This is a genomic window from Bacillus sp. AFS037270 (assembly GCF_002585305.1).
The window spans coordinates 17,338-43,930 of the sequence record NZ_NUNF01000030.1; the positions used below are offsets into that span (position 1 = coordinate 17,338).

General features: G+C 41.1%; 27 protein-coding genes. 6 read left to right on the forward strand and 21 right to left on the reverse strand.

The features are described 5' to 3' along the window. Positions 1 to 24 precede the first annotated feature (24 nt). The 13 genes from COD92_RS14965 to COD92_RS15025 form a co-directional block, all read right to left on the reverse strand. Positions 25 to 1,542 (reverse strand): long-chain-fatty-acid--CoA ligase, encoded by a 1,518-nt coding sequence (locus COD92_RS14965; protein WP_098531597.1) that lies wholly within the window; start codon positions 1,540 to 1,542, stop codon positions 25 to 27. A gap of 26 nt (positions 1,543 to 1,568) precedes the next feature. After that, positions 1,569 to 2,513, reverse strand: coding sequence for an MBL fold metallo-hydrolase (locus COD92_RS14970; protein ID WP_176541288.1), 945 nt, complete (start codon positions 2,511 to 2,513; stop codon positions 1,569 to 1,571). 102 nt (positions 2,514 to 2,615) lie between these two features. Then, positions 2,616 to 4,283, reverse strand: a complete 1,668-nt coding sequence (locus COD92_RS14975) for a long-chain fatty acid--CoA ligase (protein WP_098531599.1) — start codon at positions 4,281 to 4,283, stop codon at positions 2,616 to 2,618. 164 nt (positions 4,284 to 4,447) lie between these two features. After that, positions 4,448 to 5,617: a thiolase family protein gene (locus COD92_RS14980; RefSeq protein ID WP_098531600.1), complete on the reverse strand. Its 1,170-nt coding sequence runs from the start codon at positions 5,615 to 5,617 to the stop codon at positions 4,448 to 4,450. Between the two features lie 271 nt (positions 5,618 to 5,888). Further along, the gene (locus tag COD92_RS14985) at positions 5,889 to 6,662 is read right to left on the reverse strand and encodes an SDR family oxidoreductase (protein WP_098531601.1); all 774 of its coding nucleotides are present in this window, start codon (positions 6,660 to 6,662) and stop codon (positions 5,889 to 5,891) included. 14 nt (positions 6,663 to 6,676) lie between these two features. After that, positions 6,677 to 7,882: an acyl-CoA dehydrogenase gene (locus COD92_RS14990; protein ID WP_098531602.1), complete on the reverse strand. Its 1,206-nt coding sequence runs from the start codon at positions 7,880 to 7,882 to the stop codon at positions 6,677 to 6,679. Positions 7,883 to 8,202: 320 nt separating this feature from the next. Continuing rightward, positions 8,203 to 8,604: a MaoC/PaaZ C-terminal domain-containing protein gene (locus COD92_RS14995; RefSeq protein WP_098531603.1), complete on the reverse strand. Its 402-nt coding sequence runs from the start codon at positions 8,602 to 8,604 to the stop codon at positions 8,203 to 8,205. Continuing rightward, on the reverse strand, positions 8,601 to 9,050 hold the full coding sequence (locus COD92_RS15000; RefSeq protein ID WP_098531604.1) for a MaoC family dehydratase N-terminal domain-containing protein: 450 nt from the start codon (positions 9,048 to 9,050) through the stop codon (positions 8,601 to 8,603). Before COD92_RS15000 ends, COD92_RS14995 begins: the two co-directional genes overlap by 4 nt. A gap of 19 nt (positions 9,051 to 9,069) precedes the next feature. Beyond that, positions 9,070 to 9,834 (reverse strand): 3-oxoacyl-ACP reductase FabG, encoded by a 765-nt coding sequence (gene fabG / locus COD92_RS15005; RefSeq protein WP_098531605.1) that lies wholly within the window; start codon positions 9,832 to 9,834, stop codon positions 9,070 to 9,072. A 51-nt stretch (positions 9,835 to 9,885) separates the two neighbouring features. Beyond that, positions 9,886 to 11,064, reverse strand: a complete 1,179-nt coding sequence (locus COD92_RS15010; RefSeq protein WP_098531606.1) for an acyl-CoA dehydrogenase family protein — start codon at positions 11,062 to 11,064, stop codon at positions 9,886 to 9,888. Positions 11,065 to 11,250: 186 nt separating this feature from the next. Further along, a complete protein-coding gene (locus tag COD92_RS15015; protein WP_098531607.1) occupies positions 11,251 to 11,622 on the reverse strand; it encodes a DUF3147 family protein in 372 nt (123 codons plus the stop codon). 18 nt (positions 11,623 to 11,640) lie between these two features. Then, positions 11,641 to 12,000 carry a DUF3147 family protein gene (locus COD92_RS15020; RefSeq protein WP_098531608.1) on the reverse strand — a complete coding sequence of 120 codons (360 nt, stop codon included), beginning with the start codon at positions 11,998 to 12,000 and terminating at the stop codon, positions 11,641 to 11,643. Positions 12,001 to 12,175: 175 nt separating this feature from the next. Then, positions 12,176 to 12,943, reverse strand: coding sequence for an SDR family oxidoreductase (locus tag COD92_RS15025; RefSeq protein WP_098531609.1), 768 nt, complete (start codon positions 12,941 to 12,943; stop codon positions 12,176 to 12,178). 162 nt (positions 12,944 to 13,105) lie between these two features. Here COD92_RS15025 and COD92_RS15030 point away from each other — a divergent pair, with 162 nt between their 5' ends. The 4 genes from COD92_RS15030 (at position 13,106) to COD92_RS15045 (ending at position 16,022) form a co-directional block, all read left to right on the forward strand. After that, positions 13,106 to 13,258 carry a YpzG family protein gene (locus COD92_RS15030; RefSeq protein ID WP_098531610.1) on the forward strand — a complete coding sequence of 51 codons (153 nt, stop codon included), beginning with the start codon at positions 13,106 to 13,108 and terminating at the stop codon, positions 13,256 to 13,258. 191 nt (positions 13,259 to 13,449) lie between these two features. Continuing rightward, positions 13,450 to 13,953, forward strand: a complete 504-nt coding sequence (locus COD92_RS15035; RefSeq protein WP_098531611.1) for a GNAT family N-acetyltransferase — start codon at positions 13,450 to 13,452, stop codon at positions 13,951 to 13,953. Positions 13,954 to 13,981: 28 nt separating this feature from the next. After that, positions 13,982 to 14,239, forward strand: a complete 258-nt coding sequence (locus tag COD92_RS15040) for a YpbS family protein (RefSeq protein WP_098531612.1) — start codon at positions 13,982 to 13,984, stop codon at positions 14,237 to 14,239. Positions 14,240 to 14,363: 124 nt separating this feature from the next. Further along, positions 14,364 to 16,022, forward strand: coding sequence for a PAS domain-containing sensor histidine kinase (locus COD92_RS15045; RefSeq protein WP_098531613.1), 1,659 nt, complete (start codon positions 14,364 to 14,366; stop codon positions 16,020 to 16,022). Between the two features lie 49 nt (positions 16,023 to 16,071). Here COD92_RS15045 and COD92_RS15050 read toward each other — a convergent pair whose 3' ends face one another. From COD92_RS15050 to COD92_RS15060, 3 genes are read right to left on the reverse strand one after another with little or no spacing between them, the layout of a single operon-like run. After that, positions 16,072 to 17,178, reverse strand: a complete 1,107-nt coding sequence (locus COD92_RS15050) for a GerAB/ArcD/ProY family transporter (RefSeq protein WP_098531614.1) — start codon at positions 17,176 to 17,178, stop codon at positions 16,072 to 16,074. 22 nt (positions 17,179 to 17,200) lie between these two features. Continuing rightward, complete coding sequence (locus COD92_RS15055) at positions 17,201 to 18,409, reverse strand: Ger(x)C family spore germination protein (RefSeq protein ID WP_098531615.1); 1,209 nt, start codon at positions 18,407 to 18,409, stop codon at positions 17,201 to 17,203. Then, positions 18,406 to 20,007, reverse strand: coding sequence for a spore germination protein (locus COD92_RS15060; RefSeq protein WP_483295678.1), 1,602 nt, complete (start codon positions 20,005 to 20,007; stop codon positions 18,406 to 18,408). Before COD92_RS15060 ends, COD92_RS15055 begins: the two co-directional genes overlap by 4 nt. A gap of 158 nt (positions 20,008 to 20,165) precedes the next feature. Here COD92_RS15060 and COD92_RS15065 point away from each other — a divergent pair, with 158 nt between their 5' ends. Continuing rightward, positions 20,166 to 20,405, forward strand: coding sequence for a YczF family membrane protein (locus tag COD92_RS15065; RefSeq protein WP_098531617.1), 240 nt, complete (start codon positions 20,166 to 20,168; stop codon positions 20,403 to 20,405). Positions 20,406 to 20,453: 48 nt separating this feature from the next. Here COD92_RS15065 and COD92_RS15070 read toward each other — a convergent pair whose 3' ends face one another. Next, complete coding sequence (locus tag COD92_RS15070) at positions 20,454 to 20,663, reverse strand: hypothetical protein (protein WP_098531618.1); 210 nt, start codon at positions 20,661 to 20,663, stop codon at positions 20,454 to 20,456. 162 nt (positions 20,664 to 20,825) lie between these two features. Further along, positions 20,826 to 21,092 carry a phage holin gene (locus COD92_RS15075; RefSeq protein ID WP_098531619.1) on the reverse strand — a complete coding sequence of 89 codons (267 nt, stop codon included), beginning with the start codon at positions 21,090 to 21,092 and terminating at the stop codon, positions 20,826 to 20,828. A 171-nt stretch (positions 21,093 to 21,263) separates the two neighbouring features. On the opposite strand from COD92_RS15075, the gene COD92_RS15080 reads away from it, so the two are divergent. Then, the gene (locus tag COD92_RS15080) at positions 21,264 to 23,366 is read left to right on the forward strand and encodes a transglycosylase domain-containing protein (protein WP_098531620.1); all 2,103 of its coding nucleotides are present in this window, start codon (positions 21,264 to 21,266) and stop codon (positions 23,364 to 23,366) included. Positions 23,367 to 23,401: 35 nt separating this feature from the next. Here the strand turns inward: COD92_RS15080 and COD92_RS15085 are convergent, their stop codons facing one another. From COD92_RS15085 to COD92_RS15095, 3 genes are read right to left on the reverse strand one after another with little or no spacing between them, the layout of a single operon-like run. Next, positions 23,402 to 24,094, reverse strand: coding sequence for an ECF transporter S component (locus COD92_RS15085; protein WP_098531621.1), 693 nt, complete (start codon positions 24,092 to 24,094; stop codon positions 23,402 to 23,404). Beyond that, positions 24,094 to 25,716 (reverse strand): ABC transporter ATP-binding protein, encoded by a 1,623-nt coding sequence (locus COD92_RS15090; RefSeq protein WP_098531622.1) that lies wholly within the window; start codon positions 25,714 to 25,716, stop codon positions 24,094 to 24,096. The genes COD92_RS15085 and COD92_RS15090 overlap by 1 nt, the downstream gene beginning before the upstream one ends. Then, entirely contained in the window at positions 25,698 to 26,576 is an 879-nt protein-coding gene (locus COD92_RS15095; RefSeq protein WP_098531623.1) for an energy-coupling factor transporter transmembrane component T, read from the reverse strand. The genes COD92_RS15090 and COD92_RS15095 overlap by 19 nt, the downstream gene beginning before the upstream one ends. Positions 26,577 to 26,593: the final 17 nt, after the last annotated feature.

Sequence of the window (26,593 nt, forward strand, 5' to 3'; positions counted from 1 at the left end):
CCTAAAATCTCCCCTCACTATTTTTTAACTGATTACAATATCAGAAGCATTTTGACGCAAATGGGTCTTTAAAATCTTACCAACCCCGTTTCGCGGCAATGCCTCAAGAAAAATGACTTTTCTCGGTGTTTTGTTTTTCGCCAAATGATCCTGACAAAATTGAATTAACTCCTCCTCTGTCACATTAGAACCTGGTTTCTTCACAACACAGGCGACCAATTCCTCACCCATTCGTTCATCAGGGATACCGACCACAGCCGCTTCAAACACTTCTTCATGACCATTTAAGATTTCTTCCACATCGCGCGGGTAAACATTAAAACCGCCGCGAATAATCAGATCCTTTTTACGGTCGACAATATACACGTAGCCTTCGTCATCCACCCGCGCCATGTCTCCGGTATATAACCAGGAATCTTTTAACACACGGTTGGTTTCTTGCTGATTTTGATAGTATCCAGGCGTAACATTATCACCGCGGACGACTAATTCACCTACTTCACCGGCTGGAACTTCTAAACCGTTTCCATCCACAATTTTGATTTCGACCCCTGGGATGGGTACACCGACAGATCCCGGTTTAATTTCGATTCGTTTGCTATGTGCCGTCACAACCGGGGCGGCCTCCGATAATCCGTAGCCCTCAAGCACCTTTGCACCGAACTTTTGCTCAAAGGCATTTAATAGGGCAACCGACAGCGGTGCAGAACCCGATCCTACTGATTCCAGACTCGAAGTATCATAGTTATCGGTATTCGGATAGGAAACCATGGCATGAATCATCGCTGGTACGGCAGAAAATGTCCTTACCCGAAAGGTATCTATCGCTTTTAAAACCTCTTTGACATCAAAACTTGAAAAAACAACAATCGCACTGCCTGTGAGGTAGCATACATTAGAAACTGTTAAGCCATAGACATGGGCAAGCGGCAGGACCCCCAAGGTGGTGCCCCGCTCTGTGTCATTGTGCTTCGCTGAATTTTGCGCATTGGAAAATAAGTTTTTATGGGTTAACAGCACTCCTTTTGGATTTCCCGTTGTCCCTGAAGTGTACAAGATAACCGCTGTATCGTTGGCTTTTCCGTCGTCTATAAATTCTTTTTCAATAGGGACTAACAAATCGTAAAAGTTGGTTATATGCTCATTTGATGGGAGATCGGATAAAATGACGGCCGGTCTTTCCGGCAGAGCTTCCATTGATTTTTCGATATTTTGAAGGACATACGATGAGGTTATTACTGCTTTAGCACCAGAGTTTCGGGCAATATAATGAAGTTCTTTTGGATGAAGTGTGAACATGACTGGCACGATGATGGCCCCTGCTCTCGTTATCCCTTGATAGGCAAAGAGGACTTCCGGGCAGTTTGGCATACAAACGATGACCCTGTCACCCTTTTCAATCCCGATTCTTCGCAATCCTGCTGCCAATTGGTCTGCATATCGCCTAGTTTCTATGTTTGAGTAGGTTTTTTCCTTGAAAAATAGAAACGGATATTCACCAAAATCCGTGATATTTTTTTCCAGTAGATCTCTTAGCTTCACGAAATCCGCTCCCTTTATAGAAGAATTTATAAAGAAAAATACTCTACCAGCGAACCATTGTGGATAAAACTGACTTTTTGCCTTGTTTCCAGTAAGTCTAAATGACCTTGGATTTGCGATAACCCTAAAAAGACGGTTTTCCCCTTCAAACGAGGATACATTTCCTGGCAAATCTCAAAAATACTTTTTCGATCATTAGCAAGGATGGCTAATATCTGCTCACAGCGTTTTTCTTGCTCTTGCAATCTTGTCTGAATTAACTCTTTATAGTTCGTAAAGTTATCTCCATGACCAGGATAAATGGTGGTGAGCGGAAGACGGCTAACTTTTTCTAAAGAGTTGCGATATTGTAATAACGGCTTAGGTCGACTCTCTCCGTCTATAATTGGTGGTTCAATAAAGGCATTAACAGAAAATGCCTTTATTAAATGATCACCTGCAAACGAATCACCCGTTTCATGGTTCCACATTAATATGTCAGATTGGCTGTGCCCCGGAACATGAATCACTTCAAACCGTTTGCCCCCAATTAAAACTGTATCACCTTCCTTTACATACCTAACATTTCTCCAGTTTTCTTCTTTAAATTGTCGCTGAACAATATGTTTAGATGGATCCGCCCCACATGAATGAAGAAAATCCTGAAAAAACTGCTGGTCTTTTTCAAACTTATCGATACTTGAATTGATCGATCCTTTGGCTTGTTCGTGAACAAAGATAGGAAGATCTGTTTCTGCTTGAATATACGGAATGCCTCCCGCATGATCGATATGGATATGCGTCAGCACGATTTTGTCTAAGTCACGAAAGGTTACGCCATGTTTATGTAGTTTTGTCTTTAGTTGTTGAAAGGACTTTCGGCCGGGATTTCCTGTATCGATTAAGGTGATCGTCTCACCAATAGCTAAAAAGGTATTGACTGTTCCCTCGGCGAAATCAGTTTCCAATACAAGGGGTATAATTTTTAACAAAAAACAGACCCTCCCTTCTTCAAGCATGTGCAGCTAATTCTATGTCGTAAAGAGCCTAATTATGAGGAGCATATCTACGGATGCTGCTCCTCATGTATCATCTTAGTTCTGCGCCTTCACTTTCTCCTCTTCTTGAAGGGTGCGCCAGAGGATTTTTCCGCTTGAGGTCATCGGGAATTGCTTTCTGAATTCAATCTGCCTTGGGTATTTATAAGCGGCCATATGCTGCTTGGCCCATTCGATAATTTCATCCTCACTGATTTTCCCTTCGAAGCCTTCATTTAAAATGACAAATGCTTTGACGGTTTCACCTCTTCTAGGATCAAGGACACCCACAACACATGCTTGTTGAATCGCCGGATGTTTATAAAGGTAAGATTCTACTTCGGTTGGCCAAACTTTAAAGCCGGAAGCATTAATCATTCGTTTGACCCGGTCGACAATGAAGAAATATCCTTCTTCGTCATATCGGCCAATATCGCCTGTTCTAAAAAACGTTTTCCCGTCGATCTCAATAAATGAATTTCTATTTTCATCATCCCGATTATAGTAGCCGACCATTACTTGAGGGCCGTTGGCAATAATTTCACCGATTTCGCCTACACCCAGTTCTTTTCCTGTAACTGGTTCAATCACTCTAGCATCCACGTTAAAGGATGGAATGCCAAGGCATTGCATTTTTGGACGGTCTGGTGGGTTGAAATGGGTTTGGGCGATTGTTTCGGAAAGTCCATATCCTTCTACAAAACGTAATCCTGACAGCTTAAATAATTTTTCGCCAACTGCTTCCGGTAAAGCCGCTCCCCCTCCTGAGATCAAGGTTAAAGTAGCAATATCTTCCTTCTTCAAATTAGGATTCGTGAGGAAATCAACGATCATGGTCGCTATCGTAACCCAGTGAGTACAGCCTAGATTTTTAATCAACTCTACCGCAGCATCACGGTTCCATCTCGTTAAAATGACCATTGTACTTCCGCTGAAAATCGGCATGTGCATACTATGAACCATGCCCGTTACATGGAAGAGCGGCAGTGTCATGAGATGAACGGCATTTGGTGTAGAGGAAGACCAGTGGTACGCTCCAACTGTGTTGGCATTCACCGTCCGGTTCGTATGCATGCATCCCTTGGGCAGACCCGTTGTTCCGGATGTATAAGGGAGACAGGCAAGGTCGTCCCCTTTGGCTGTGTGTTCTGAAGGGGTTAAATCTGCAGCAATAGCCTGATTCCATAAACAGTGTCCGGTCTGAGTGAAATTAACCCTTGGCGCTTCCACTTCCTTTGGCAGTAATCCTTCAAACCCAGAACCGGCATAATCGGAATAAGCAGCGATAACTAAATTTTTTAAAGTGGTTTTACCTAACAGTGGAGCGACCCTGTCATATAATTCCTGGCCCGCAAGCGCGGTCTTAATCTCGCAATCTCGCACATAAAATTCGAGCTCATCTGCTACCAGCATTGGATTAATGGGAACCACGACAGCGTTGGCTCTAAGGATTGCGTAAAAACCTATCACAAATTGCGGTGAGTTTTGCATAAAAAGCAATACTTTATCCCCAGCTTGGACGCCTAGCTTATATTCTAAGTATCCTGCGAGGGCATTAACTTCTTTATCCAACTGCTCATAGGTGATTTTATTGCCATAGTAAAAACACGCATCCTGATCTGGATAACGATTGGCACTAACTTTGAGGTTATCGTACAGCGAAGTAGAAGGTACTTTTAAAGATTTAGAGAGTTTGGGCCAAAAAGGATAATGAAGAGTTACCATGAACACCGCTCCTTGTTTTAAGTTGTAAACGCTATCATCTTTAGAAATGCCATTAAGAATCATATTGACGAAAATCTCGACAATTTTATATTCGGACACCTTGGAAAACCGATCATGTCCTTTTGCCCAGTGTTATGATGACTATTTCTAAATGATCTGAATGTCTATTCTCGTTCAATTATGGTGGCGATACCCTGCCCGCCGCCGATACAAGCTGTGATTAAAGCAAATCGTCCGCCGGACCGCTGCAACTCGTAGACCGCTTTTGTAACAAGGATTGCACCTGTAGCCCCAAGCGGGTGTCCGTGGGCAATGGCTCCACCGTTCACATTGACCTTTTCCAGATCCATTTCTAGCTCTCGGTTGCAGGCCAATACCTGGGCGGCGAAGGCTTCATTGATTTCGATTAGATCCATTTCAGCTAAAGTGAGACCAGATTTTTTCATGACTTTTTTCACAGCTGGTACCGGACCAATCCCCATAATGTTTGGGTCTACACCTGCTACTGCATAGTCACGGACCACGGCCAGTGGTGTAAGCTTTAATTCTTCCGCTTTTTCCCTGGACATGATCACAAGCGCAGAGGCTGCATCATTTAAGCCTGAGCTATTGCCCGCTGTCACGGTTCCATCTTTTAAAAATGCAGGCGGCAATTTTGCTAACGCATCTATGGTTGTTTGCGGTCTAGGGTGTTCGTCTGTTTTAAAAACAATCGGCTCACCCTTTTTGACCGGAATGGTAATCGGAACAATTTGTTCATCGAAGCGTCCCTCGGCCATGGCCCGCGCCATCCGCTGTTGGCTCTGGCAGGCGAAGTCATCTTGTTCTTCTCTGGTAATTCCATATTTTTTGACGAGGTTTTCGGCAGTGATTCCCATTGGCGGGTCGCCTATTTCTGTAGGTGACAGCTGCGATTTACGAAAGCTTGGCGGCAGCGGACTATATGGTTTTTCCGGGCGGTCCATTAAATACGGCGCCCTGCTCATGCTCTCAGTTCCCCCGGCAATGTATACATCCCCGTCCCCGGCACGAATGGCTTGGACAGCAAGATTGATGGCATTGATTCCTGAACCACACTGTCTATCAACGGTTAACCCCGATAAATCGATTGATAGTCCTGTTTGTAAAGCTGTTAATCTAGCAATATTGCCTCCGCCGGAGAGGACGTTGCCAAAAATGACATCATCAACAATTTTTGGGTTTATATTTGCTCTTTTAACCGCTTCCTTGATTGCTTCCGCCCCTAACACATGGGCAGGCACACTAGCTAAGGCGCCGCCCTGTCTGCCAATTGCGGTCCTGACAACCGAAACAATGACTGCGTCTCTTTTCATTTAGTTGATCTCCCCCTCTAAATAAGTTGTTTTTGACCTCCGCCCAGAATGTTTTGTGAACCTTTTCTAAGCGACCTCCTAATACCGTTTTCTCTATTTTTCGCTCAATTTTGTCTCTCTTTTTTTATTGAATCTTCTTACGCAAGTTGAGTTAAGCTATCGCAAACTGGCTCTGGCTAAATGCAAATTAAAGCCGATTATCCGCAAGTTGGCTCTCCTTATCCGCGAATTAAAGCCGACATTCCGCAAGTTGCCTCAGCCTATCCGCAAATTACATCGCATGCGCTCCGCCATCCACCACTAGAACATCACCGGTCACAAAATCGGATGCAGGCGATGCTAAAAACAATGCTACCCCTTTCATATCTGTATCCGAGCCAAACTTTCGCAGCGGCGTCCCTTCAAGAATAGCTTCCCCACCTATATCCAGGAGCCCTTTGGACATCTTCGTCGGGAAAAATCCTGGCGCAATGGCATTCACGTAGATTCCTTTTGGTCCCCACTTTACCGCTAAATCCTTCGTAAACGTAATAACTGCCCCTTTACTGGCGTTATAGCCAATTGCATTCATCACCTTAGGGTTGCTTCCCTTTAAACCGGCAACCGAGGCAATATTAATGATTTTTCCGGACTGTTGTTCCAGCATCACTTTCCCTGCCGCCTGCGACATCAAGAATGTGCCCGTCACATTGACATTTATCACCTTTTGCCAGGCCTCGAGCGGCATTTCCTCAACTGGTGCCCCCCAGGATGCTCCGCTGTTGTTGACTAGAATATCGATCCGGCCAAATTTTTCAACGGTCCTCTCAACCACATTTCTAACATCTTCTGGATTAGAAACATCACATTTTAACGCGAGACTTTCAACACCAAGCTTTTTTAACTCTTTACTAACTTCCTCACAAGCTTCCACCTTACGCGAGCAGACCACAACATTGGCCCCTGCCTCTGCAAACCCCTCGGCAATTTGCTGGCCAAGCCCCCTGCCGCCGCCTGTTACAATCGCCACCTTACCACTTAAATCGAACAGTTGTTTTACATGCACTAGTTATTCCCCCTTTATCGATATTTTTTTAGCTCGTATCTGGCAATTGCCCGCTTGTGAACCTCATCAGGACCATCCGCTAGTCTTAGTGTACGGATATTCGCCCAGCTGGCGGCAAGCGGTGTATCCTCACTTACTCCGGCTGCACCAAAGGCTTGAATCGCACGGTCAATTATTTTCAATGCCATATTAGGAGCCACCACTTTAATCATGGCAATCTCTGCTTTTGCTTCCTTATTCCCAACTGTATCCATCATGTAGGCTGCTTTCAGCGTGAGCAAGCGGGCCTGTTCAATATCAATCCTGGCCTCAGCAATCCATTCTTGGATAACCCCCTGATCGGAAAGCCTTTTTCCAAACGCCACTCTACTTTGAACACGCTTACACAATTCTTCTAACGCACGTTCCGCTGCACCTATCGTTCTCATACAGTGATGGATTCTTCCCGGTCCTAACCTTCCCTGTGCAATCGCAAAGCCCTTTCCTTCTCCCCAAAGCATATTAGAAGCTGGAACACGAACATTTTTATATTCAATTTCCGCATGACCATGTGGCGCGTGATCATATCCAAACACAGGTAAAATCCGTTTGATTGTCACTCCAGGAGTATCTAAAGGAACTAGAATCATAGATTGTTGTTCATGGGTCGGAGCGGAAGGATCATTTTTCCCCATCACTATGGCAATCTTACAGCGGGGATCTCCTGCACCAGAAGACCACCACTTTGTTCCATTAATGACATACTCATCACCATCTCTGACAATACTTGCTTGAATATTAGTCGCATCAGAGGAAGCAACATCGGGTTCTGTCATCGAAAAACAGGAACGGATTTCTCCGTCTAGAAGCGGCTTGAGCCATTGTTCTTTATGGGCTTGGGTCCCATAACGGACAAGGACCTCCATATTTCCAGTGTCAGGGGCGGCACAATTGAAGACTTCCGGGGCAATCGCGGAACGTCCCATAATTTCACAAAGCGGCGCGTATTCCAAGTTAGTCAAACCTGCCCCATATTCACTTTCTGGTAAAAATAAATTCCATAATCCGTGCTGTTTCGCCTTTTCTTTAAGCTCCTCCATAATCGGAGGTATTTGGGAAAAAGGGTCACTTTTATCGATTTGCTCATGATAGAACTTTTCATTTGGATAAATATATGCATCCATAAAGCCTGTCAGCTTTTCCTGAAGCTCTTGGACCTTATCAGAATAACTAAAATTCATGGTTTTCCCTCCTCAACATACCTACTAGTCAGTATGTGCCTACCCACATCATAATGGAAATTTTTCGAATACTCAACAGCCAACCTTCCGACAATTTCCTGGCCACGGCCTCTACTTCTGTTTGGATAAACTCCCTGACGTTATTTTTGAAAAAAAGAATGTCTTCATCTAACTCAAAATTCAAAAGTTGACACCTACCAATATGGTTTGGTCATCATCTGGTTTATGTAAGGATATGCACTCATCCTCTACGCTGATAGAAACAAACCCAGCATGAAAAAAGGAGATTCTTTATGCTGGGTTTTATTTCATGGATGCTTTTAATATTGGTGATAGATTACTTCACCTTTTAAAACTTCATTCCCCTGCTGGTTCACCGCTTGAACGTCAAAACGGAGATTTTGGTCCTGCTTTTCTTTCAGAGTCGCCCTTAATGTCACCACATCGTTTAAAAATACCATCCCTTTAAACCGAATCGAGTAATCTTGGACAAATCCTTCTTCATAGTAAGCAGTAAACAGCTTTGCCAAGTTGCCCATTGTCCACATGCCGTGAGCGATAATCCCTGGCAGTCTTGCCTTTTTCGCCTCATCATCAATGGTATGAATCGGGTTAAAATCGCCAGATGCTCCAGAATATTTAATTAGGTCCATCCGTGAGACTGGTTCAAGCTGCACCTCAGTAAGTGACTCACCCACTTGTAATTGTGTCAGCGTACTCATTTTACCAACACCTTCCTTACTGCTTCAGAAATAACAATAGTTGAGGTAGAACTAAAAATGACATTCCCTGCTTCATCTTCCCCAGAGCTTTCCAACACCAAGAATCCCATTTGCCCAAAGTTCCCTTTTTTCTCAAAATAATTTTTCACTTTGGAATAGCAGTACACTACTTCCCCCACTACTAATGGACGGCTATAATGAAAGGTTTGTTCCCCATGAATTAAACCTTTGTTTGGCAGGTTCAATCCTTCAATCGTTCCATAATCAAATATCCGCGGGAAAGTTGGCGGTGCAATATTGTTTCTATAGCGAGAAAGACGGCCTGTATCTTCATCAAAATAGATCGGATGAAGGTCGCCGATTGCCTCCGCAAATTTTTTTACAGCGCCTCTTTCCACGGCATTTTTCACTTTGTTTGATTGTTTACCAATTTGGTCGTTAAACAAAGCTCTTCACCTCACCTTATTAGCATTTTGGTCCGCCAGCGACATAAATCACCTGGCCATTAACAAACGAAGATTTTTCATCTGCAAAGAACGCTACGGCATTGGCAATATCCGCAGGTTTGCCAGTTCTGCCCACCGGAATCTGAGCTACACTCGCTTGAACTAATTGATCAAATGTGATCCCAATTCTTGCCGCTGTTTCTTTCGTCATTTCTGTCTCAATAAAGCCCGGTGCTACGGAATTAGCGGTGATGCCGTATCTTCCTAACTCAATGGCTAGTGTTTTGGTAAAGCCTTGCAAGCCGGCTTTGGCAGCAGCATAATTGGCCTGGCCGCGATTGCCGAGCGCTGAAGTAGACGAAATATTGATAATCCGCCCATATTTTTGCTCAACCATGTATTTTTGCGCTGCACGTGCGGCATTAAACGATCCTTTTAAATGGACATCCATGACCGTTTGCCAATCGGAATCTGTCATTTTAAATAACAAATTATCTCGGATAACCCCGGCGTTATTGACTAAAATATCCACCGATCCAAACGTTTCATAAACCTCTTTAAAAGCATTCTCTACTTGTTCAGCATCCACTACATTCGCAACTTTTGAATACACTTCATACCCTTTTTCTCTTAATTCACTGGTTGTTTCATTCAATGCTTCTTCATTTAAATCAATTAATGCAACTTTTGCGCCCTCTTCAGCAAAAAGTTCGACAATTCCTTTGCCAATCCCCCTGCTTCCACCTGTTACAAATACGACTCGTCCTGAAAATCTTCCTGCCATCCCTCTTCCTCCTATTTTTAAAAAGTTTAATAGATAGCGCTTACATTTTCTCTATACGTATTGACCAACCTTGACATGACCTTTGATTAAATTTCGGGCAATAATCATACGTTGAATTTCATCTGTTCCGTCGTAAATTCTCCATAATCTTGCTTCACGGTACCAACGTTCAATTGGCAATTCCTTTGTATACCCCATCCCGCCATGAATTTGCAGAACCCGGTCGACCACTCGATTGCCCATATTAGAACCATATAATTTAGCCATGGATGCAAGATGCCGGTTATCTTCACCTTCGTCGAGCGTAAACGCAGCGTTCAAGACAAGCCATCTGGCAGCCTCAATTTCAACCGCAGAATCGGCAATTTGCCATTGAATGGCTTGCCGTTCAGCAATCGGTTTACCAAAGGTAATCCGTTCTCTGGAATAATCAATCGCCATTTGTAATAAGCGTTCGGCAGAGCCCACTGCTCTAGCCCCGACGATCCATCTTGCAAAGCCAATCCATTCCAACCCAAGATTGTATCCTTTGTGTAATTCACCTAGAATGTTTTCCTCAGGAACACGAACATTATCGAATACTAACCCGGCTGGACCCCAATCACCCATCGTATGTATATACTCGGATTTCCAGCCCATATCCCGGTCAGCAATGAAACAAGTCACACCTTCACGGCCTTGTGTGGCTTGATGCCTCTCCTTATCGGTAATTGCAATCACCATAACAAAATCGGCTTCGTTTCCACCAGTTATGAAGGTTTTCTCTCCATTTAGCACCCAGTCATTTCCGTCTTTTACCGCCGTCATTTTGATATTTCTCGTATCAGAACCAGCCCCTGGCTCTGTCATCGCAAAGCAGGATTTTTTCTCGCCATTTATTGTTGGAATTAAATATTTTTGTTTTTGTTCTTCATTGCCATAGTAGAGAATATTATCTGCTGAGCCTCCAAATGAAAATGGCACAAAGGTCTTAGACACTTCCATCAGGACAATTGCCATCATCATCTGCCCAAGATCGGCGCCGCCATATTCCTCCGGTGTATTGATTCCCCAAAATCCTGCTTCCTTTGCCTTTAATTGCAGCTCTTTTAATTTGCCTGGAGGGAGACTTGGTCTTCCTTCTCGCTCGTTTCTTAATACTTCGTTTTCAAGTGGAATGAGTTCTTTTTCTACAAATCTTCTAATTGTTTTTTGCACCATTTTTTGTTCATCGGTTAGGCGTAAATGCATCTTTTTCACTCCATTCTTAATCTTGAAATCTAGTTTTTTCCTCCATAAAAGAGTATGCAAGAATAACCCAACACATACCTACCGGTTAGTATGTGCACTTTAATTTTATTCGGAAATTTCAGATAATACAAGTATTTACTAACTTTTTTGTAAAAAAAATCCTCAGCCGCTAAAACAGCTGAGAACCTATGCCTGGCGGACTGCTTTTCTAGTAGCCCGCTCGCGTATGGTTGATATAGCAACAGAACTTACCAGCCAAGAAATTAAACCAATGCTGATACTAAAAAGCCAATTACTAGTTTCCTGTAAAGATAGAAGGACTGTGATGACACAAATAATTCCCCCCATCATCCCATAAACGGAACCCCTGGCGATATTGGTCGCTTTCTTCGTTCCAGATGCGATACCCACCATTATAACAGCTGTCAGCATAACAGCTGGAAAAGCAGCAAAGATACCGGCGAGAATCTTCCATGGAGAAACGACTGTAATTAGATAACTTAAGGAAACTGCTGTCCCGCCGAGTAAAAAACGCATAAATAAATCTTGTTTATTCATGTTGCTCACCCTTTTCAATTAATGTGATGTAATTAATACGACAATAACGGAAACAGCAAACCAGCAAGCCATTGATTGCACAATACCTTTTTTCCAGCCAACCTTAGGAAGGAGATATCCTGCAAGAAGAGCAACTACTATATTAATTGCCATTCCAAAAATAGCGCCTCGTGATAACATGATGGAATGAGAAATAAGCTGACCACCATGAAAATCTAAACCAATCGTCAGTAGTGCCGCTAAATAAACAGCTGGGAAAGCTGCGAAGATTCCTCCAACCTTATCTCCTAGTTTTTTCGCAACGATTGTACAAGCGACAACAGCTAGTCCTCCTAACAGGAAACGGATCAGCAGTGCGCTTAAAGATAAATGAGCCATTTTTAGTCGCCTCTTTTGTGTTGCACGTTGTATTTTGGTTTGTGATTCGAATCACAAACCAATTCATGTATTCATTGTACATCATTCCAATGAATAATCTTGTGAACACTTTATTACTGTTTTTGAAGCGGTTTCACATTCATTCTTCATCCTAAAGCACACGTCATCCTATTTTTTAACTGCGAAAGCTGGGGTTATTTTTTAAAAAGTTCTGCCATGCCCCTTTAATGCCCTGCATAATTTCTTCTCTTGTCGCTTGAAGTCGTTCCTTTGTGCCGCCATAGCCGATTTCAACCTCCCCCTTTTCAAGCTCGGCAAAAATCGTGTCGGCAAAATCCGTTAACGGAGCACCAAAGGTATGTAAACCAACTCCGCCTAAATCTGTGTTGACAGCAGGAGGGAGGATTTCGATGACCTCAATGTTTGTTTCTGCCAATTGATGGCGTAGTGATGTGGTAAAAGAATGAAGCGCAGCTTTTGTTGCACTATAAACAGGCACCCAAACACCGGTCATCACCGCTAATCCGGACGTGATATTTAGTATCGCCGCCTGTGCTTGTTTTTCAAGATGAGGTGTAAACAGCATCGTTAAATGAATCGGACCGTCTACATTAATCGAAATTTCATTGCGGTAGTAATCCCAATCTTCTTTCGCATTTAAGAGATTAATTCTCTGTTGGATACCGGCATTGTTAACAATTACATTTAATTGAGGAAATTCTTTCGTTGCCCATTCAAACAAACGGATTCTCTCGTCCTGTTTGGAAACATCACAAACCTTTGTATGTATGGACGGAAATCTCTCCTTAACTTCACGCAATTTTTCTTCACGGCGGCCGACAATAATCACCTCATTGCCTCTCTCTAAAAACCGCTCAGCAAACGCAAACCCAATGCCTGATGCCCCGCCCGTAATCAAAATCGTATTTCCTGTCATCTTCATTTATAATTCATCCTTTTTATGTTTTGACTGTCTTTTTATTTTAACGTTTAGAACTTTTTTGATTCATTTAAGATTATTGACTATTTCCTCCCTTTTTTACAAATGATAAAGATGATATTCTTCTGAATATCCGTTTCAAATCCTATGATGAGGTGATTGTTGATGAGCTACAGAGACCAGTTAGATTCACAGTCGGAGCTTTTTCACTACACTTTTACGAGACCAAAGCATACGAAAGCACAAGTAAACGGTCAGACTAGAGTGTCGCAAAACCAAATCATCTTAAGGAGCAATGCTAAGGCCCATCGCTGGTAATAAAGTCTTGGCATCGAAACGAAATTGGTCTGTATAACGAATCGTGCAGCCAAATGGAGAAAGACCCTTTTCACATTTGAAAAAGGGTCTTTCTTTTTGCGGAAATTATTATTCTAAATGGCTTGAAAAGATAATGTTTCAACGATATCATAAAATCTAATTACATCTTAACCAACGGAGTGACAATACCCATGTATGAAGATTTCACATTAAGAGATGCAGAAAAAAAGGATATGCCAATCATAGTTGATATTTACAACTCCACTATTCCTGGCCGGATGGTTACAGCTGATTTAGAACCTGTTTCAGTTGAAAGCAGGCTGCAGTGGTTCTATGATCACTCACCAGTGTTTCGTCCCTTATGGGTAGTAGAAACAAACGGGGAAATTTGCGCCTGGGTCAGCTTTCAATCGTTTTATGGCAGACCTGCCTATAACGCGACAGCAGAGGTAAGTATTTATATTCATCACAATTTTCGCGGTAAAAAACTGGGCAAGTTCTTGATCCAAAAGGCAATCGATACCTGCCCTGAACTTGGGATCAAGACATTACTAGGGTTCATTTTTGGCCATAATGAACCAAGTATCAAACTGTTTACGAGCTTTGGGTTTGAAAAATGGGCTCATCTGCCAGATGTAGCAGAGTTAGATGGAGTAGAAAGGGATTTACTCATTCTTGGGAAAAGAGTTTACTAAATCAATGAAAACAAAGGGGTAGAAAAAGATGAGTGTACATAAGGCAATTACAGAACATGTTAACAAACAAAATAAGAAAATTAACGATTTCCTTTCGCTTGATCAATTAAGAGAAATGTATATAGAAGAAGCAGTGACATTATGCAGAGAAGGCAAACCATTTACAACTGAAAAAATCAATATGGTTACAAATCAGATTAATGACCTTGCTAAACAGGGAATCATTCCTACTCGGAAATTAGTCTCAATAGAAATGGTCAGAGAATATGCGCTGAAAAACGAATAATCTTCCATAATATAGTACATAGCTTTTTATTATTCCAAAAAAGAACATTTTCTAGTACTATATAGTAGAAATGTTTTCTATTATTCTAGGAATGTATCTCCCTAGAAAGAATTTGGAGAAATGTATGGATAAAAAAAAGCTCGTTATCCTTTATATAATTAGTAGTATTATTTGGATTTATGGAACAAATTATCTCATTGAAGAATTTGTTCCTACACCCCTTATTTGGGCTGTAGAGAGAACAAAGGAAATTCTTTATATTATGGTTACAGGTTTATTTATTTATTTTTCCTACAGAAAACAACAGGAATTAACAGATTCCCTTGAAGATCAAAACCGGCTGTCCACCCTTATTAATGCTATGGTTGATTTTGTCAACTTTAAGGATGGGGATGGCAGATGGATTGAGGCCAATGAATTTGGATTGAAATTGTTCGGACTTGAGCATGTAGATTATCGCGGGAAGAAGGACTCCGAGTTAGCGGATTATTCCGAGTTCCATAGTGATGCCTTAAGGTATTGTGAAATATCTGATGAAGAGACATGGAAGAAACGAATCATAACGCGAATGGAAGAAGTTCTTCACATGCCAGATGGGAAATTTAGGACGTTTGATACTATTAAAGTCCCTCTGTTCAATCCTGATGACAGCCGTAAAGGGTTGGTTGTGATCGGTCGTGATATCACTGAAAAAAGGGAAATGGCCAAACAACTTGCAGAAAGTCAACAGCAATATAAATCACTGTTCGAATATAGTCCGGATATTGTTTATATGCTGGATTTAGCTGGAATTATTACCAATTTAAACCCACACTTTGACTTAATTACAGGATTCAAGCGGGAAGATGTGATAGGTCAAAACGTTTCGACTCTTTTACCAAAAAAATATAAAAAATTCCTGCCATATTTTATTCAATCAGTGGCAGATGAAGTGAAGCCAGTTATGTATGAAATTAAGATTCCTCACGGGAATGGAAATGAAATAACCCTTCAATGTACCTCTGTGCCGATTATTGTTAATGGGATCATCTCCGGAATTATTGGTTACGGACGAGATGTAACCATCTTAAGAAAAGCGGAGGAACGGCTAAGGAGAACAGAAAAGCTGTCTGTTGTTGGGGAACTTTCCGCAAGTGTGGCACACGAGATTCGTAATCCCCTTACCTCTTTAAAAGGGTTTGTTCAGCTTTTACAAATGGAAGATGAAAAACATCAATTTTACTATCGGATTATGATGGATGAATTAGACCGGATTAATCACATTGTGGGGGAACTGCTGCTTTTAGCCAAGCCGCAGCATCTTAAATTTTCCACAGCAGATATTCAAAAGCTTTTAAGTGATGTTATCTCGTTATTAAGTACTGAAGCCATTTACTATAATGTTCAAATTGTCTCTACTTTTCCGGAAGAGGAAATTTACATTGAATGCGAACCTAATCAATTGAAGCAAGTATTTATTAATATTATTAAAAATGCGATTGAAGCATCTGTAAAAGGCGGAACAGTTGAAATTGTTATTCATTCTGCTAAAAGTGAACATGTAATGATTTCGGTGAAAGATCATGGCTGTGGAATTTCGAAGGAACGCATAGAGAAGCTTGGTGAACCATTCTACTCTTCGAAAGAAAAAGGAACGGGTCTTGGATTAACTGTCAGCTTTAAAATTGTTCAAGCTCACAATGGTATGATTCATTTTAACAGTCAAAAGAATCAAGGAACTTCTGTTGACATCTCCTTACCGATTAGGCAGGAAATCACGAAGAATGCCATTACAAATAAATAAATAAATTAAAAAAACTGCCATTTAAGTGAATATTCGAATGGCAGTTTTTTTATGATTCTTTCTTCTTTTTTCCTCTGTTTTTGAAAAAGGCAATGATTAATAAAAATGAGGGGATCAAAATTTGGAATGGCCAGTGTAAATAGACTGGGACAATTTTTAGTCCTTCTTTTATATGCTCCGAATAATTGGATGCGATTGTAATGGATGAAAATAATACAAGTGCCCCCATAGGAAAGCTGAGTTTTCCGTGAGTTTTAAATCCAAAAATATCTGCTGTTCCTACAACTGCCGCGTAAAAAAAGATGGATATTTTAAAGAAACCGCCAATGACAAGATAGAGCATAAATAGAACATCAAGCCGTTCAATAAAATTGGCTAATTGGATTTTGCTGATTGTTGATAATAATGGGAAATTAGCCCGAGTAAACAAATCAGCACCCAATGCGGCCACATTAATAACAGCTGTGATTGTAATATTAATGCCACTTAGGACCATTCCACCTAAGCATACCCATTTTGCTTTTTTGGCATCATTTAAATAGGGGAGTACCATTGTAAAGACAATCATCTCTCCAAATGGAAAGTTAATGGTTTCCATTAGGAAAGTTTTCAGCACAGGTTTCCAGCCATTCTCTAGGACGGGACGAAGATTTTCTGGATGAATTAATCCCGAAAACATAATTAAACCAAAGCCTACAAGGGCCATCATATACACCAAAAGAAAAAAGAGTTCTCCAACCCGTGCAATCACTTCAAAACCTTTATGAATACCATAAATAATCGTGAAGATCATCAAACAATTAATGACAATTAAAGGGGTTGTCGTATAGATGGTAGAAGTTAATAATTCACCAAAGTCACGCAGTACCCTGGCAGCACAATACAGGAAATAAATAATATACGAAACCCCAATAATACGGCCAATCCATTTACCTGTGATTTTTTGAACATAACTGGTTAGCGGAATGTCCTGATAATATTTATATAATTGATAGTAAATTAGAAAAACCGCTAACCCGCCTCCAAGACCTAATAGAATAGACATCCAGGCATCCTGCTTGGCCTCCGCTCCCAGGCCAACGAGGATCGCACTCCCCATTTCAAAAAGAACAACCAGCACAAACAGCTGGTAGGCCTTAATTTTTGCGTTTTCCATAGACGTCTCCCCTTGCCAGTTCTTATTTTCCCATTGAAGACCAAAAAGGCAGTGTCCGAATTCCTTCACGGCGAACATAAAAGTCTGTGGTCACATTGACCTTTAATGAGGCAAATTCCTCATCCCAATTTCCTTGGATTTTCTTCCATAAAATAGGGTTAGTAATATGCACTTTATCTCCAAATCCAAAAATATCACATTTTAATTTTTGCGCGGCGTGAACCGAGTCTAAAATTTGCTTGCTTATTTCCTTTTCGACGAGTTTATCTATTTTTTCGATAATCACAGGATTGTTTAAATCAATGACAGTGTTGGCTTCACTAACCCATCCTTCACTATTAATGGCAATATTTATTTCCGGCTTTTGATTGACAAAGTGAGCAGAAACTTTTGTTATGGAGCGGATTGGTGCGACAACAAGAGCCTTTTTATTTTCTTTCCACGGAATCACAATATCGGTACTTTTGAGTTTATTTTGAATCCAGACGATCCCCCGGGCTTTGTCATCATCGACCCAGCCCCGAAATTTTCCATAATGAAAGATAGCTAACCCATTGGAAGCAAGAAAGGCATCCGTTGTGGTTTTTTGGAGATTCTCGGCTTTTCTTGCTTTTGATTTAATACCAATTAAGCTATAACCATTTAAAAAAGGCTGTTTGCCCTTGCTGACTAAAGCACTAAGATAGTCGTCAATACTTACCGACATATTCTCACCCAGCATCGCTTGTGAAGCTTTTAACTGTTTCGTAATTTTGTTAACAGGAAGCCTATCGAGAATTGTAAGGGTTGTTACAATATCCTCTGCTGTACAGCCCCTGGCAATGACCATTTCTGTAGTTGTTCGAAATTCAGGATCTCGGTCTAATGCATCCAAAATATATAGTAGATCTTTTTTTGCGATTTTTTCACTAACGACAACAACGTTAGTGTGAGCGTAATAAAGGCGCCGGGATACCTTTTTGGTTGCGTTCCGTGCAGCTTCTGTTATTGTGTCCCCGCTACTTCGATAAACAGCAATCGGAAGACCCTGACCTCCACCGCTGCCTTGTCCTGTTGTTACGTTACCAGGATTCACCAGTTGGAAGGAAAGCTTAAACTTTTTATCCTTCCCTTTATCGATTCCTAACGCCATTACAAAGGCTAAGTCTGTTAATTCCTTTTGATTCCAGCAGCCACTAAGCAAAGGCATAAGCATGAATAACATGGTTAAGATAATTAAGCTCTTTTTCATGACTCATCACCTTTATTACTATTTTGCTCATCAGGACTTGGGGGACTAGGCTTTTGATTATCTCCAGTCCTCTTCATATTTCCTTTACTAATAAATGGAGGTCTATTTTTTAATGCCCAAAGAGGAAAGCGCACAAAGGCATCTTGTTGATTAGTAATATTAAATGGTGCTAATGGCATCATGTATGGTACACCGAAAGAGCGCAGTGAACATAAATGAATCGCCATAAACATAAGACCAAGCATCATTCCATAAAACCCCAACATGGTGGCTAACCCCATCAAGACAAAGCGAATTAACCTTGCTGCGATTGCCATGGCAAAAATCGGTGTGGAGAAGTTTGCGATTGCTGTGACCGAAACCACTATTACCATTACAGGTGAAACGAAACCGGCTTGTACGGCGGCCTGCCCAATTACAAGCGCACCCACAATTGAAACGGCCTGACCGACCGCACGTGGAAGTCTTAACCCGGCCTCCCTTAAGATTTCAAAGGTAATTTCCATAATAAGAGCTTCAACAAACGCAGGAAATGGAACGTTTTCCCGTTGTGCTGCAATGGCAATAGCCATTGTCGTCGGAATCATTTCCTGGTGAAACGTTGTAGCTGCAATATAAGTGGCTGGACCTATAAGGGCAATTAAAAAAGCAATAATCCTAAGGAGCCTAATTCCTGTTGAGATATCAAAACGGGAATAATAATCATCAGGAGCCTGAAAAAATTGCACAAATAAGGCTGGCGCTGTTAAGACAAATGGTGTTCCATCCACAACAATGGAAATTCTACCTTCAAGTAGATGCGATGCGACAACATCTGGTCTCTCTGTATGAAAGGTGGTTGGAAAAGTTGTCCATGTTTGATCTTCAATAAATTGTTCAATATATCCCGATCCCATAATGGAATCTATATCGATTCGTTGTAATCTTTTTTTAATTTCATTAACAATTTTATCGTTGGCAATTCCTTTTATATACAGTATCGCAATATCCGTTTGGCTAACTGTCCCTATTTTCATCGGTTCTATCCATAAATTAGGACTTTTAATCCGCCTTCTTATTAACGCTGTATTGGTTCTTAGTGTTTCTGTAAAGGAATCCTTTGGACCCCTGATCGATAGCTGTGTTGTTGGCTCTGTTATGGAGCGCTTTTCCCAGCCCTTTGTTTCAGTACTAATCGCTTTGTTGCATCCATCTATAAAAATGACTGTATTTCCCGATAGCATTGAATCATATACTTGATTCCAATTATCAATCGACTGGACACTTCCTAAGGCAACCGCTTTATCAAGAAGATATTGAAATATATCCTTTTTTTCAGGAATAACAGCCTGTTCCATAAACGGTTCTAAAAGAAAATCACTTATGCTTGCTGTATCTACTAATCCATCGATAAAAGCCAAAGCAGCCTTATGATTGCTTACACTTATGAGGCGAATAACAATATCAGAACTATTACCAAATTCTCCTTTTATCCTATCGATATTTTCTTTATAGTCACGTAGAATTGGCAATTCCTCTGGCTTAAGTGGATCTTGCTTTTGCCGATAATTATCATTCTGTCTTTTCTGTTGTTTCTTTTTCAAAATTTGTGACAGGATTGACACAAGTCTCCACCCCATTTCCTAGAGATTGATAATGGGTATTTTCCCCAAAAAACACACCAATATCCATCTTTGCAAAAAACTTTAGAATTCAGAGTATAAGGACTATTAAAACTCTGAATACTAATCCGTAACGTGGAATGAGGGTGAACAAATTGAAAGCAATAATGGTTGTTTTTATATTAGCCGGAGGGATGTTCGGCTTAATTATTCTCCTTGATTTTATTATGGGAACAGCGCCAAACTTGCTTATCTTGAAGGCCTTAAACCCATTCCGAGTAATGGAACCCGCTGAATACGTGATTGTGTTTTTATTTGGCCTCTTCTTTTGCATTCGATTGCTTAAGTCTTACTTTAAAAAGAAGAAAAAACAGAATGAGTCACAAACCAACTGACTTATGTTTAGGCTTTTACATTGACCCAAAAAGAAAAGAACTCCAGCTTTAGCTTGAGCTCTTTTCTTGATGATTTGTTTCGATATCGATTGATTTTTTTCGCTTAAAGAATCCCAATACAACAAACAAGCGATTTTTCCATTTACTTCTCATCTGGTTGTTTTTACCATATACATACCGATTCCAACCATAGTAAATAGATTCCTCTAAAAAGATAATCAGTAAGAAAGCCCCTGAAATCATAAACCAGACTGACATTTTAATGCCCCCTCTCTGCTGAATAGTTCATCCTTTACTCAGAAACTTATTCAAGAAGGGCCTCCTTTCCTGTCATTTTCTTCCTATTAATCTATATATTTTATCTTATCAAAATTTTTCCAACTTGTAGACAATTTGCTAAAAATTATATTTCCCTTTAGATTATTTTGGCTCTTTATATTTTAACGCTTGCTCGCTGTCCTTATATCCTTTGGTTGTCGGATCTTGGATAATCCCTAACAAGGATAACAACACAAACACTGCATTAACTAATGTTAAAATCGAATTTTGGATTGAATCCGTTAATTGAAAATGAACGAGTCCCATTGAATGTAAACCAGATAAAACCAGTTCCGCTACGATCATAAGCTGTGAAAGAAAGGCAATCACCCAATTCCGGTTTTTAAAGCGGACTTTCCAGTTAATCAATCTCCCCACCCCTTTCTTATTCTTTTTCTATTAATTAATATATGCTTACGATATGGAATGGTTGTCCACATATGTCATAGATGCCCATCCTTTAGCTAAATATTGGTCTTTTTCGTCTAGAAATTCTATAATAAAGAAATCGAAAATTTCTTTTGAAAGTTAGGAGATAGCATGGAAAAATTACAGCCCATTTGGGGAATGCTTGTCGGGTTCTGGAAAAGAAGACATTTAACCCAAATTTTATTATTATTACTTCTATTCGTAGTATTAGTAACGATTGCTTATTTTGGCTGGCTGGCATCAAGGGCCAACGTTGACCAATTAAAACAAGGCTTAAGTCAGCCAACGGTTATTTACGATAAAGATGGAGAGGTCGCCAGCAATGTAGCTACCAATCGAACGAAGGGCATATCTATTAATGAAGTACCTAAGTATGTCCCTAACGCGGTAGTGGCGATAGAGGATGAGCGTTTCTATGAACATGGCGGCTTTGATATAAAAGGAATCGCCCGTGCCCTTTTCGGGAACATATTTGCTGGAAGGGTTACGGCCGGCGGTAGTACTTTAACACAGCAGCTAGCTAAAAATGCCCTGCTCTCCCCTGAAAGAACCTATAAACGGAAAGCAGAAGAACTATTTTTAGCCGTAAAAATTGAAAAGGTTTATACAAAAGATGAGATTCTGCAAATGTATTTAAATCAAGTTTATTTTGGCGGCGGCGCTTGGGGGATCAGCAATGCCTCAAAAAAATATTTTAATAAGGATATTAAAGATGTAACCATCAGCGAAGCAGCTATGATGGCCGGCCTATTACACGCGCCAAACTATCTTAATCCTTATAATAACTATGATTTAGCGATGAAGCGCCGAAATGTTGTCTTAGCTAAGATGAAGGAACAAGGTATGATTACGGCAGATCAGTACAATACAGCGAAGAAAGAAAAGATACAACTTAGTGATGGCGGCGGAAGCAATATTGAGCGTAATTACCCATATTATGTCGATGCTGTTTTAAATGAAGCCATTTCTAAATACGGGTTAACACAAGACGAGATTTTAACTAGAGGCTACAGGATTTATACAGAAATGGATCAAAATTTACAAGCTGGGCTTGAAAAGGTTTATAGCAAAAATTATCTGTTCCCTAGCGGTATGGGAGGAAAAATGGTCCAAAGCGGATCGGTTTTAATGGACCCCGCATCAGGCGGTGTTCGCGCCCTCGTCGGCGGCCGCGGTGAGCATGTTTTCCGTGGCTTTAACAGGGCCACCCAATTGCAGGCCCAGCCGGGATCCTCCATTAAGCCTTTGGCAGTCTATACTCCTGCCTTAGAAAATGGCTATAAATATTCATCTGTGCTTGAAGACAAGCCAACCACCATTGGGAACTACACACCGGAAAACTTTTCAAAAACATTCCAAGGGGAAGTACCATTGTATAAAGCCCTTGAAGAATCGTTAAATGTTCCGGCTGTCTGGCTGTTACATGAGATTGGCCTAAATAAGGGTTTAGATTCATTAAAGCGGTTCGGTATTCCGGTTGAAAAAGAAGACGAAAACCTTGCAATTGCTCTTGGCGGGATGAGTAAAGGGGTTTCACCATTACAAATGGCTAATGCCTTTTCTGCTTTCGCTAATGATGGGGTCCGAGAGGATAGTCATTTGATTACCAAAATCGTCGGTCCGACTGGGAATGTGATTGCCGAGCGGGAAGAAAAAACAACTAAGGTAACCTCCAAATCAGTTGCGAATCAAATGACCTCGATGTTATTGAATGTGGTTGAGACAGGTACTGCAAGGAAAGCTCATATCCAAGGTGTTCAAATTGCGGGAAAAACAGGCTCCACTCAGCTGCCGTTCAGCGGGGTTAACGGAACGAAGGATCAGTGGATGGTCGGTTATACGCCAAACCTTGTCGGTGCCATCTGGATTGGCTATGACCAAACTGACAGGCAGCACTACTTACCAAGTGCGAGTTCTTCCAATGTTGTTCCTATTTTTAAAGAGATAATGCGGGAATCTATCCGCCATCTCCCTAATGAAAGTTTTGAAGTCACCTCCATTAACGCCCAGCTTGCAGGTGAAGCGGCAACTAAAGAGAGTATCAATGATCAGGCGAAGGCCATAGGGCATGAATTGAATAATAATGCAAAGAAAATTAGCTCTACGATCAAAGAGCATGCCCCTGAGTTGAAAAGTGGACTTGAAAAAGCCTTATATACGATTGGGAAAGGGATTAATGCATTAATCGATAAAGCAAAGGTCCTTGGACAATAACCACTAAAAAAACTCCAGCTAAAACTGGAGTTTTTTTATTCTAGTAATCCATATTTCCGCTTAAACCTGGATAAAATCTTAATCCAAATCCCGCCAAAAACTACCAAGAAGAAAACATTGGAGATGGCATGAAAGGTATCAAAAGTGGCACTTCCAATCATATAAACGATAAACGCCTTCCAAGTTTGCGAGCCGCCGGACTGAATCAGCGCGATAAATCCCCATAGGTTCATAATCCAGCCAAACAGGTAACCCCAGATAACCCCAAATACAATCTGCCCCCATCTTCTATTCATAAAGAGGGTATTTCTTAATAGACCAGCAGTCAATCCAACCAAGCCCCATGCCACCATCTGCCAAGGTGTCCATGGCCCCTGCCCCATAATCATATTGGAAGCTAGAGCCGCAACTGCTCCGATCACAAAGCCGCTCTCAGCTCCAAACACATAACCGGACATCATAATCACAAAGGTCGTCGGCTGGACACTCGGGAGACTTGCAAATGGAATCCTGCCCACGGCAGCAATCGAAGCTAGTACGGCTAAAAGCACCAATTCACGAGGTTCTACCTTTCTAGTTTCAAACCGGAATAAAAAGAGAGACAGAGCTAAAAGAACTAGCCCAAAGCTAAAGCCTAAATAGGAATCTTCCCAAATATAATTCAGCCCTAGTAAAACTAGCATCATAATGAAAAGAAAACCGGTAACTAAGGCCTTGTGTTTGCGCATTACCGTGTGGCCTCCTCAAGCGTCATTGGGATTTGGCTATCCGATAACCCTCGAAACACCCTTTGCATCATCGTCGTATAAAAGAAGTTCCCTTTGAAAAACTTCTCTGGTACGTCCTCAGATGTAATCTTGCCTTGAAACATCATCCCGCATTTGCTTGTATATTGTGCCGCAAACTCGACATCGTGTGTGGACATCAGAATCGTCATCCCAGCTGAATGGAATGATAAGAGAATCTTAGCTAAGTTCTCTTTTGAAATTGGATCCAAGCCTTTGGTCGGTTCATCCAATAAAAGCACCTCAGGCTTCCTTATTAGAATACAAGCTAAAGCTGCCTTCTGCAGTTCTCCGCCACTAAGGTCATACGGATGACTTGACAATAAATGGGCTATTCCTAATTTATCCAACAGTTGCTTTACTTCATGACCATCCGTTAACTTCCACTGCTCCATCGTGATTTGAAGTTCTTTTTGAACGGTATCCTGAAGAAAAAAAAGCTTCGGATTTTGTGGTAAATAACCAATCTTACCAGCTAATTCATTCTGTTTATACTTCCTCAAGGGCAGATCATCAAAAGACACTTTCCCACTATCAGGCTTTAACAAACCTGCAATAATCTTTAGCAAAGTAGATTTCCCCGAACCATTTCCTCCCAGCAAGGCATAAAACTCTCCTTGCTTTAAGCTCAGTTCAAGTTCATCTAAAATATAACCACTTTTCTTATCATAATGAAAAGAAAGATTATTTACTTTTACCCGTTCTCCTGTTTTCGGAAAGACTCTCTCTGCTCCTGAAAAAACAGGCTCAACCTTCTGCTTTTGCACCCAGTCTCTTCCCTCTTTCACCGTTAAAGGAACACTGCCATGACCTTCCATACTTAAAAATAACGCAGGAATCTTTGGAACATACGCCTTATTAGAGGTATCCCATAGCTCACGAAGCACCTCTTTGGGCTCACCAGAAACTTTTAGCTGACCGTTTTGCATCATGATAATTTGATCAGCCAAGGTAAAGACTTCTTCAAGCCGGTGTTCCGCCATGATGATCGTCATTCCAAATTCTTCGTTCAATCTCTTTATCATATCCATAAACTCCCGCGTACTAACGGGATCGAGCTGCGCGGTCGGTTCATCCAATAATAAAATGTTCGGCTGCATCAATAAAACAGATGCCAGGTTAATTTGCTGCTTTTTCCCGCCTGAAAGCTCTTCTGCTTTTCGGTTCAGAATTGATTCTGCGCCAAAAAAGTGGACTATTTCTGCCACTCGGTTTCTCATTTCATTTGTGTTCAGACCGATATTCTCTAACCCAAACACAATTTCATGTAAGACATCATCTGCGACAATCTGATTTTCCGGATCTTGAAATACGAAGCCAACATCCCTAGTAAGCCCAGGTGTCTCTTGAACAAGCTGGCCATTTATTGAAATTCCTCCTGATAACGTCCCATGCGGCTGGATTTCTTTTTTTAGTAATCGTAAAAGAGTACTTTTTCCGGACCCTGAAGCACCAAAGAGAACAACAAATTGTCCTTTACAGATGTTTAGAGAAAGATTCCGAATGGCAGGCTCTGTGCAGTCCGGGTAGGTAAAGGTAACATTATTTAATTCGATAAGCGCCATCGGAACATTCCACCTGCTTCAACTAGTAATGGGAAACTTAAAAACATGATATAACAAATGAAAACCGCTCTATCTATCAACGATAGATGCCATGATTCCATAATGGGGTAAACCGTTAATACACCAAACCCTGAAAAACGTTCAATTACGATAAAACCAAAAAGACTTAATAAATAAAGGATTGCGATGATATCTGCTTTGTTTATTTTAAAATATTCATAGGATGAACGCGAACCTTGTCCGTATCCCCTAGCTTTCATAGAATCAGCGGTTTGAATGGCCTCCTCTAAAGAAAAGGTTAACAATGTTTGAACATAAAGCATTCCTGTCTTAGCTCTTGCCCTCCAGGTGCCATGACTAACCGAGAGTCCTTTACTTTTTTGTACGAGCGAAATTTCTTCAAGCCTTCTTCGCATTAATGGAATAAACCGGAGCGTCAACATGAGAAGGACCGCAAATTGAGGTAACACTTTTGCAAAAATAAATAAAAGCTTGTTCGGTGTCATGATGATGTTGTAAGAAACAAATAAAGCAATAATCCCAATAATCGAGAGGGCATTCATTCCACCATAAACAACTGCCTCCAATGTGACACGATGTTCATATATTTCAACTAACAAATGCCTCCCCCTCTCATTGAATAGCGGGTTCATGATCACCATTAAGAGGAATGTAGTAATAATGAAAAACCACCATCGCCGTAATCCGTTTAAACGATCATGGCGTAAATTAATCAAAATAACAACTGCGATGGAGCTGATTAAAAAAAGGGGATGCAGCATTAAAATAAGCAATGAAACAGCCCCGGCATAAAATAGAAAAGTAACAAGCGGATGAAAGCGATCAAACCGTAGCCTCATCGCTTGTACCTCCAAAT

Excerpts from the sequence above, each read along its gene's own strand:
- COD92_RS14975 (WP_098531599.1), bottom strand. The coding sequence starts at position 4,283 with ATGGTAACTCTTCATTATCCTTTTTGGCCCAAACTCTCTAAATCTTTA.
- COD92_RS14980 (WP_098531600.1), bottom strand. The coding sequence starts at position 5,617 with ATGAAAAGAGACGCAGTCATTGTTTCGGTTGTCAGGACCGCAATTGGC.
- COD92_RS14990 (WP_098531602.1), bottom strand. The coding sequence starts at position 7,882 with ATGAATTTTAGTTATTCTGATAAGGTCCAAGAGCTTCAGGAAAAGCTG.
- COD92_RS14995 (WP_098531603.1), bottom strand. The coding sequence starts at position 8,604 with ATGAGTACGCTGACACAATTACAAGTGGGTGAGTCACTTACTGAGGTG.
- fabG (WP_098531605.1), bottom strand. The coding sequence starts at position 9,834 with ATGGCAGGAAGATTTTCAGGACGAGTCGTATTTGTAACAGGTGGAAGC.
- COD92_RS15010 (WP_098531606.1), bottom strand. The coding sequence starts at position 11,064 with ATGCATTTACGCCTAACCGATGAACAAAAAATGGTGCAAAAAACAATT.
- COD92_RS15015 (WP_098531607.1), bottom strand. The coding sequence starts at position 11,622 with ATGAATAAACAAGATTTATTTATGCGTTTTTTACTCGGCGGGACAGCA.
- COD92_RS15020 (WP_098531608.1), bottom strand. The coding sequence starts at position 12,000 with ATGGCTCATTTATCTTTAAGCGCACTGCTGATCCGTTTCCTGTTAGGA.
- COD92_RS15025 (WP_098531609.1), bottom strand. The coding sequence starts at position 12,943 with ATGAAGATGACAGGAAATACGATTTTGATTACGGGCGGGGCATCAGGC.
- COD92_RS15030 (WP_098531610.1), top strand. The coding sequence starts at position 13,106 with ATGAGCTACAGAGACCAGTTAGATTCACAGTCGGAGCTTTTTCACTAC.
- COD92_RS15035 (WP_098531611.1), top strand. The coding sequence starts at position 13,450 with ATGTATGAAGATTTCACATTAAGAGATGCAGAAAAAAAGGATATGCCA.
- COD92_RS15040 (WP_098531612.1), top strand. The coding sequence starts at position 13,982 with ATGAGTGTACATAAGGCAATTACAGAACATGTTAACAAACAAAATAAG.
- COD92_RS15045 (WP_098531613.1), top strand. The coding sequence starts at position 14,364 with ATGGATAAAAAAAAGCTCGTTATCCTTTATATAATTAGTAGTATTATT.
- COD92_RS15050 (WP_098531614.1), bottom strand. The coding sequence starts at position 17,178 with ATGGAAAACGCAAAAATTAAGGCCTACCAGCTGTTTGTGCTGGTTGTT.
- COD92_RS15055 (WP_098531615.1), bottom strand. The coding sequence starts at position 18,409 with ATGAAAAAGAGCTTAATTATCTTAACCATGTTATTCATGCTTATGCCT.
- COD92_RS15070 (WP_098531618.1), bottom strand. The coding sequence starts at position 20,663 with ATGTCAGTCTGGTTTATGATTTCAGGGGCTTTCTTACTGATTATCTTT.
- COD92_RS15080 (WP_098531620.1), top strand. The coding sequence starts at position 21,264 with ATGGAAAAATTACAGCCCATTTGGGGAATGCTTGTCGGGTTCTGGAAA.
- COD92_RS15085 (WP_098531621.1), bottom strand. The coding sequence starts at position 24,094 with ATGCGCAAACACAAGGCCTTAGTTACCGGTTTTCTTTTCATTATGATG.
- COD92_RS15090 (WP_098531622.1), bottom strand. The coding sequence starts at position 25,716 with ATGGCGCTTATCGAATTAAATAATGTTACCTTTACCTACCCGGACTGC.
- COD92_RS15095 (WP_098531623.1), bottom strand. The coding sequence starts at position 26,576 with ATGAGGCTACGGTTTGATCGCTTTCATCCGCTTGTTACTTTTCTATTT.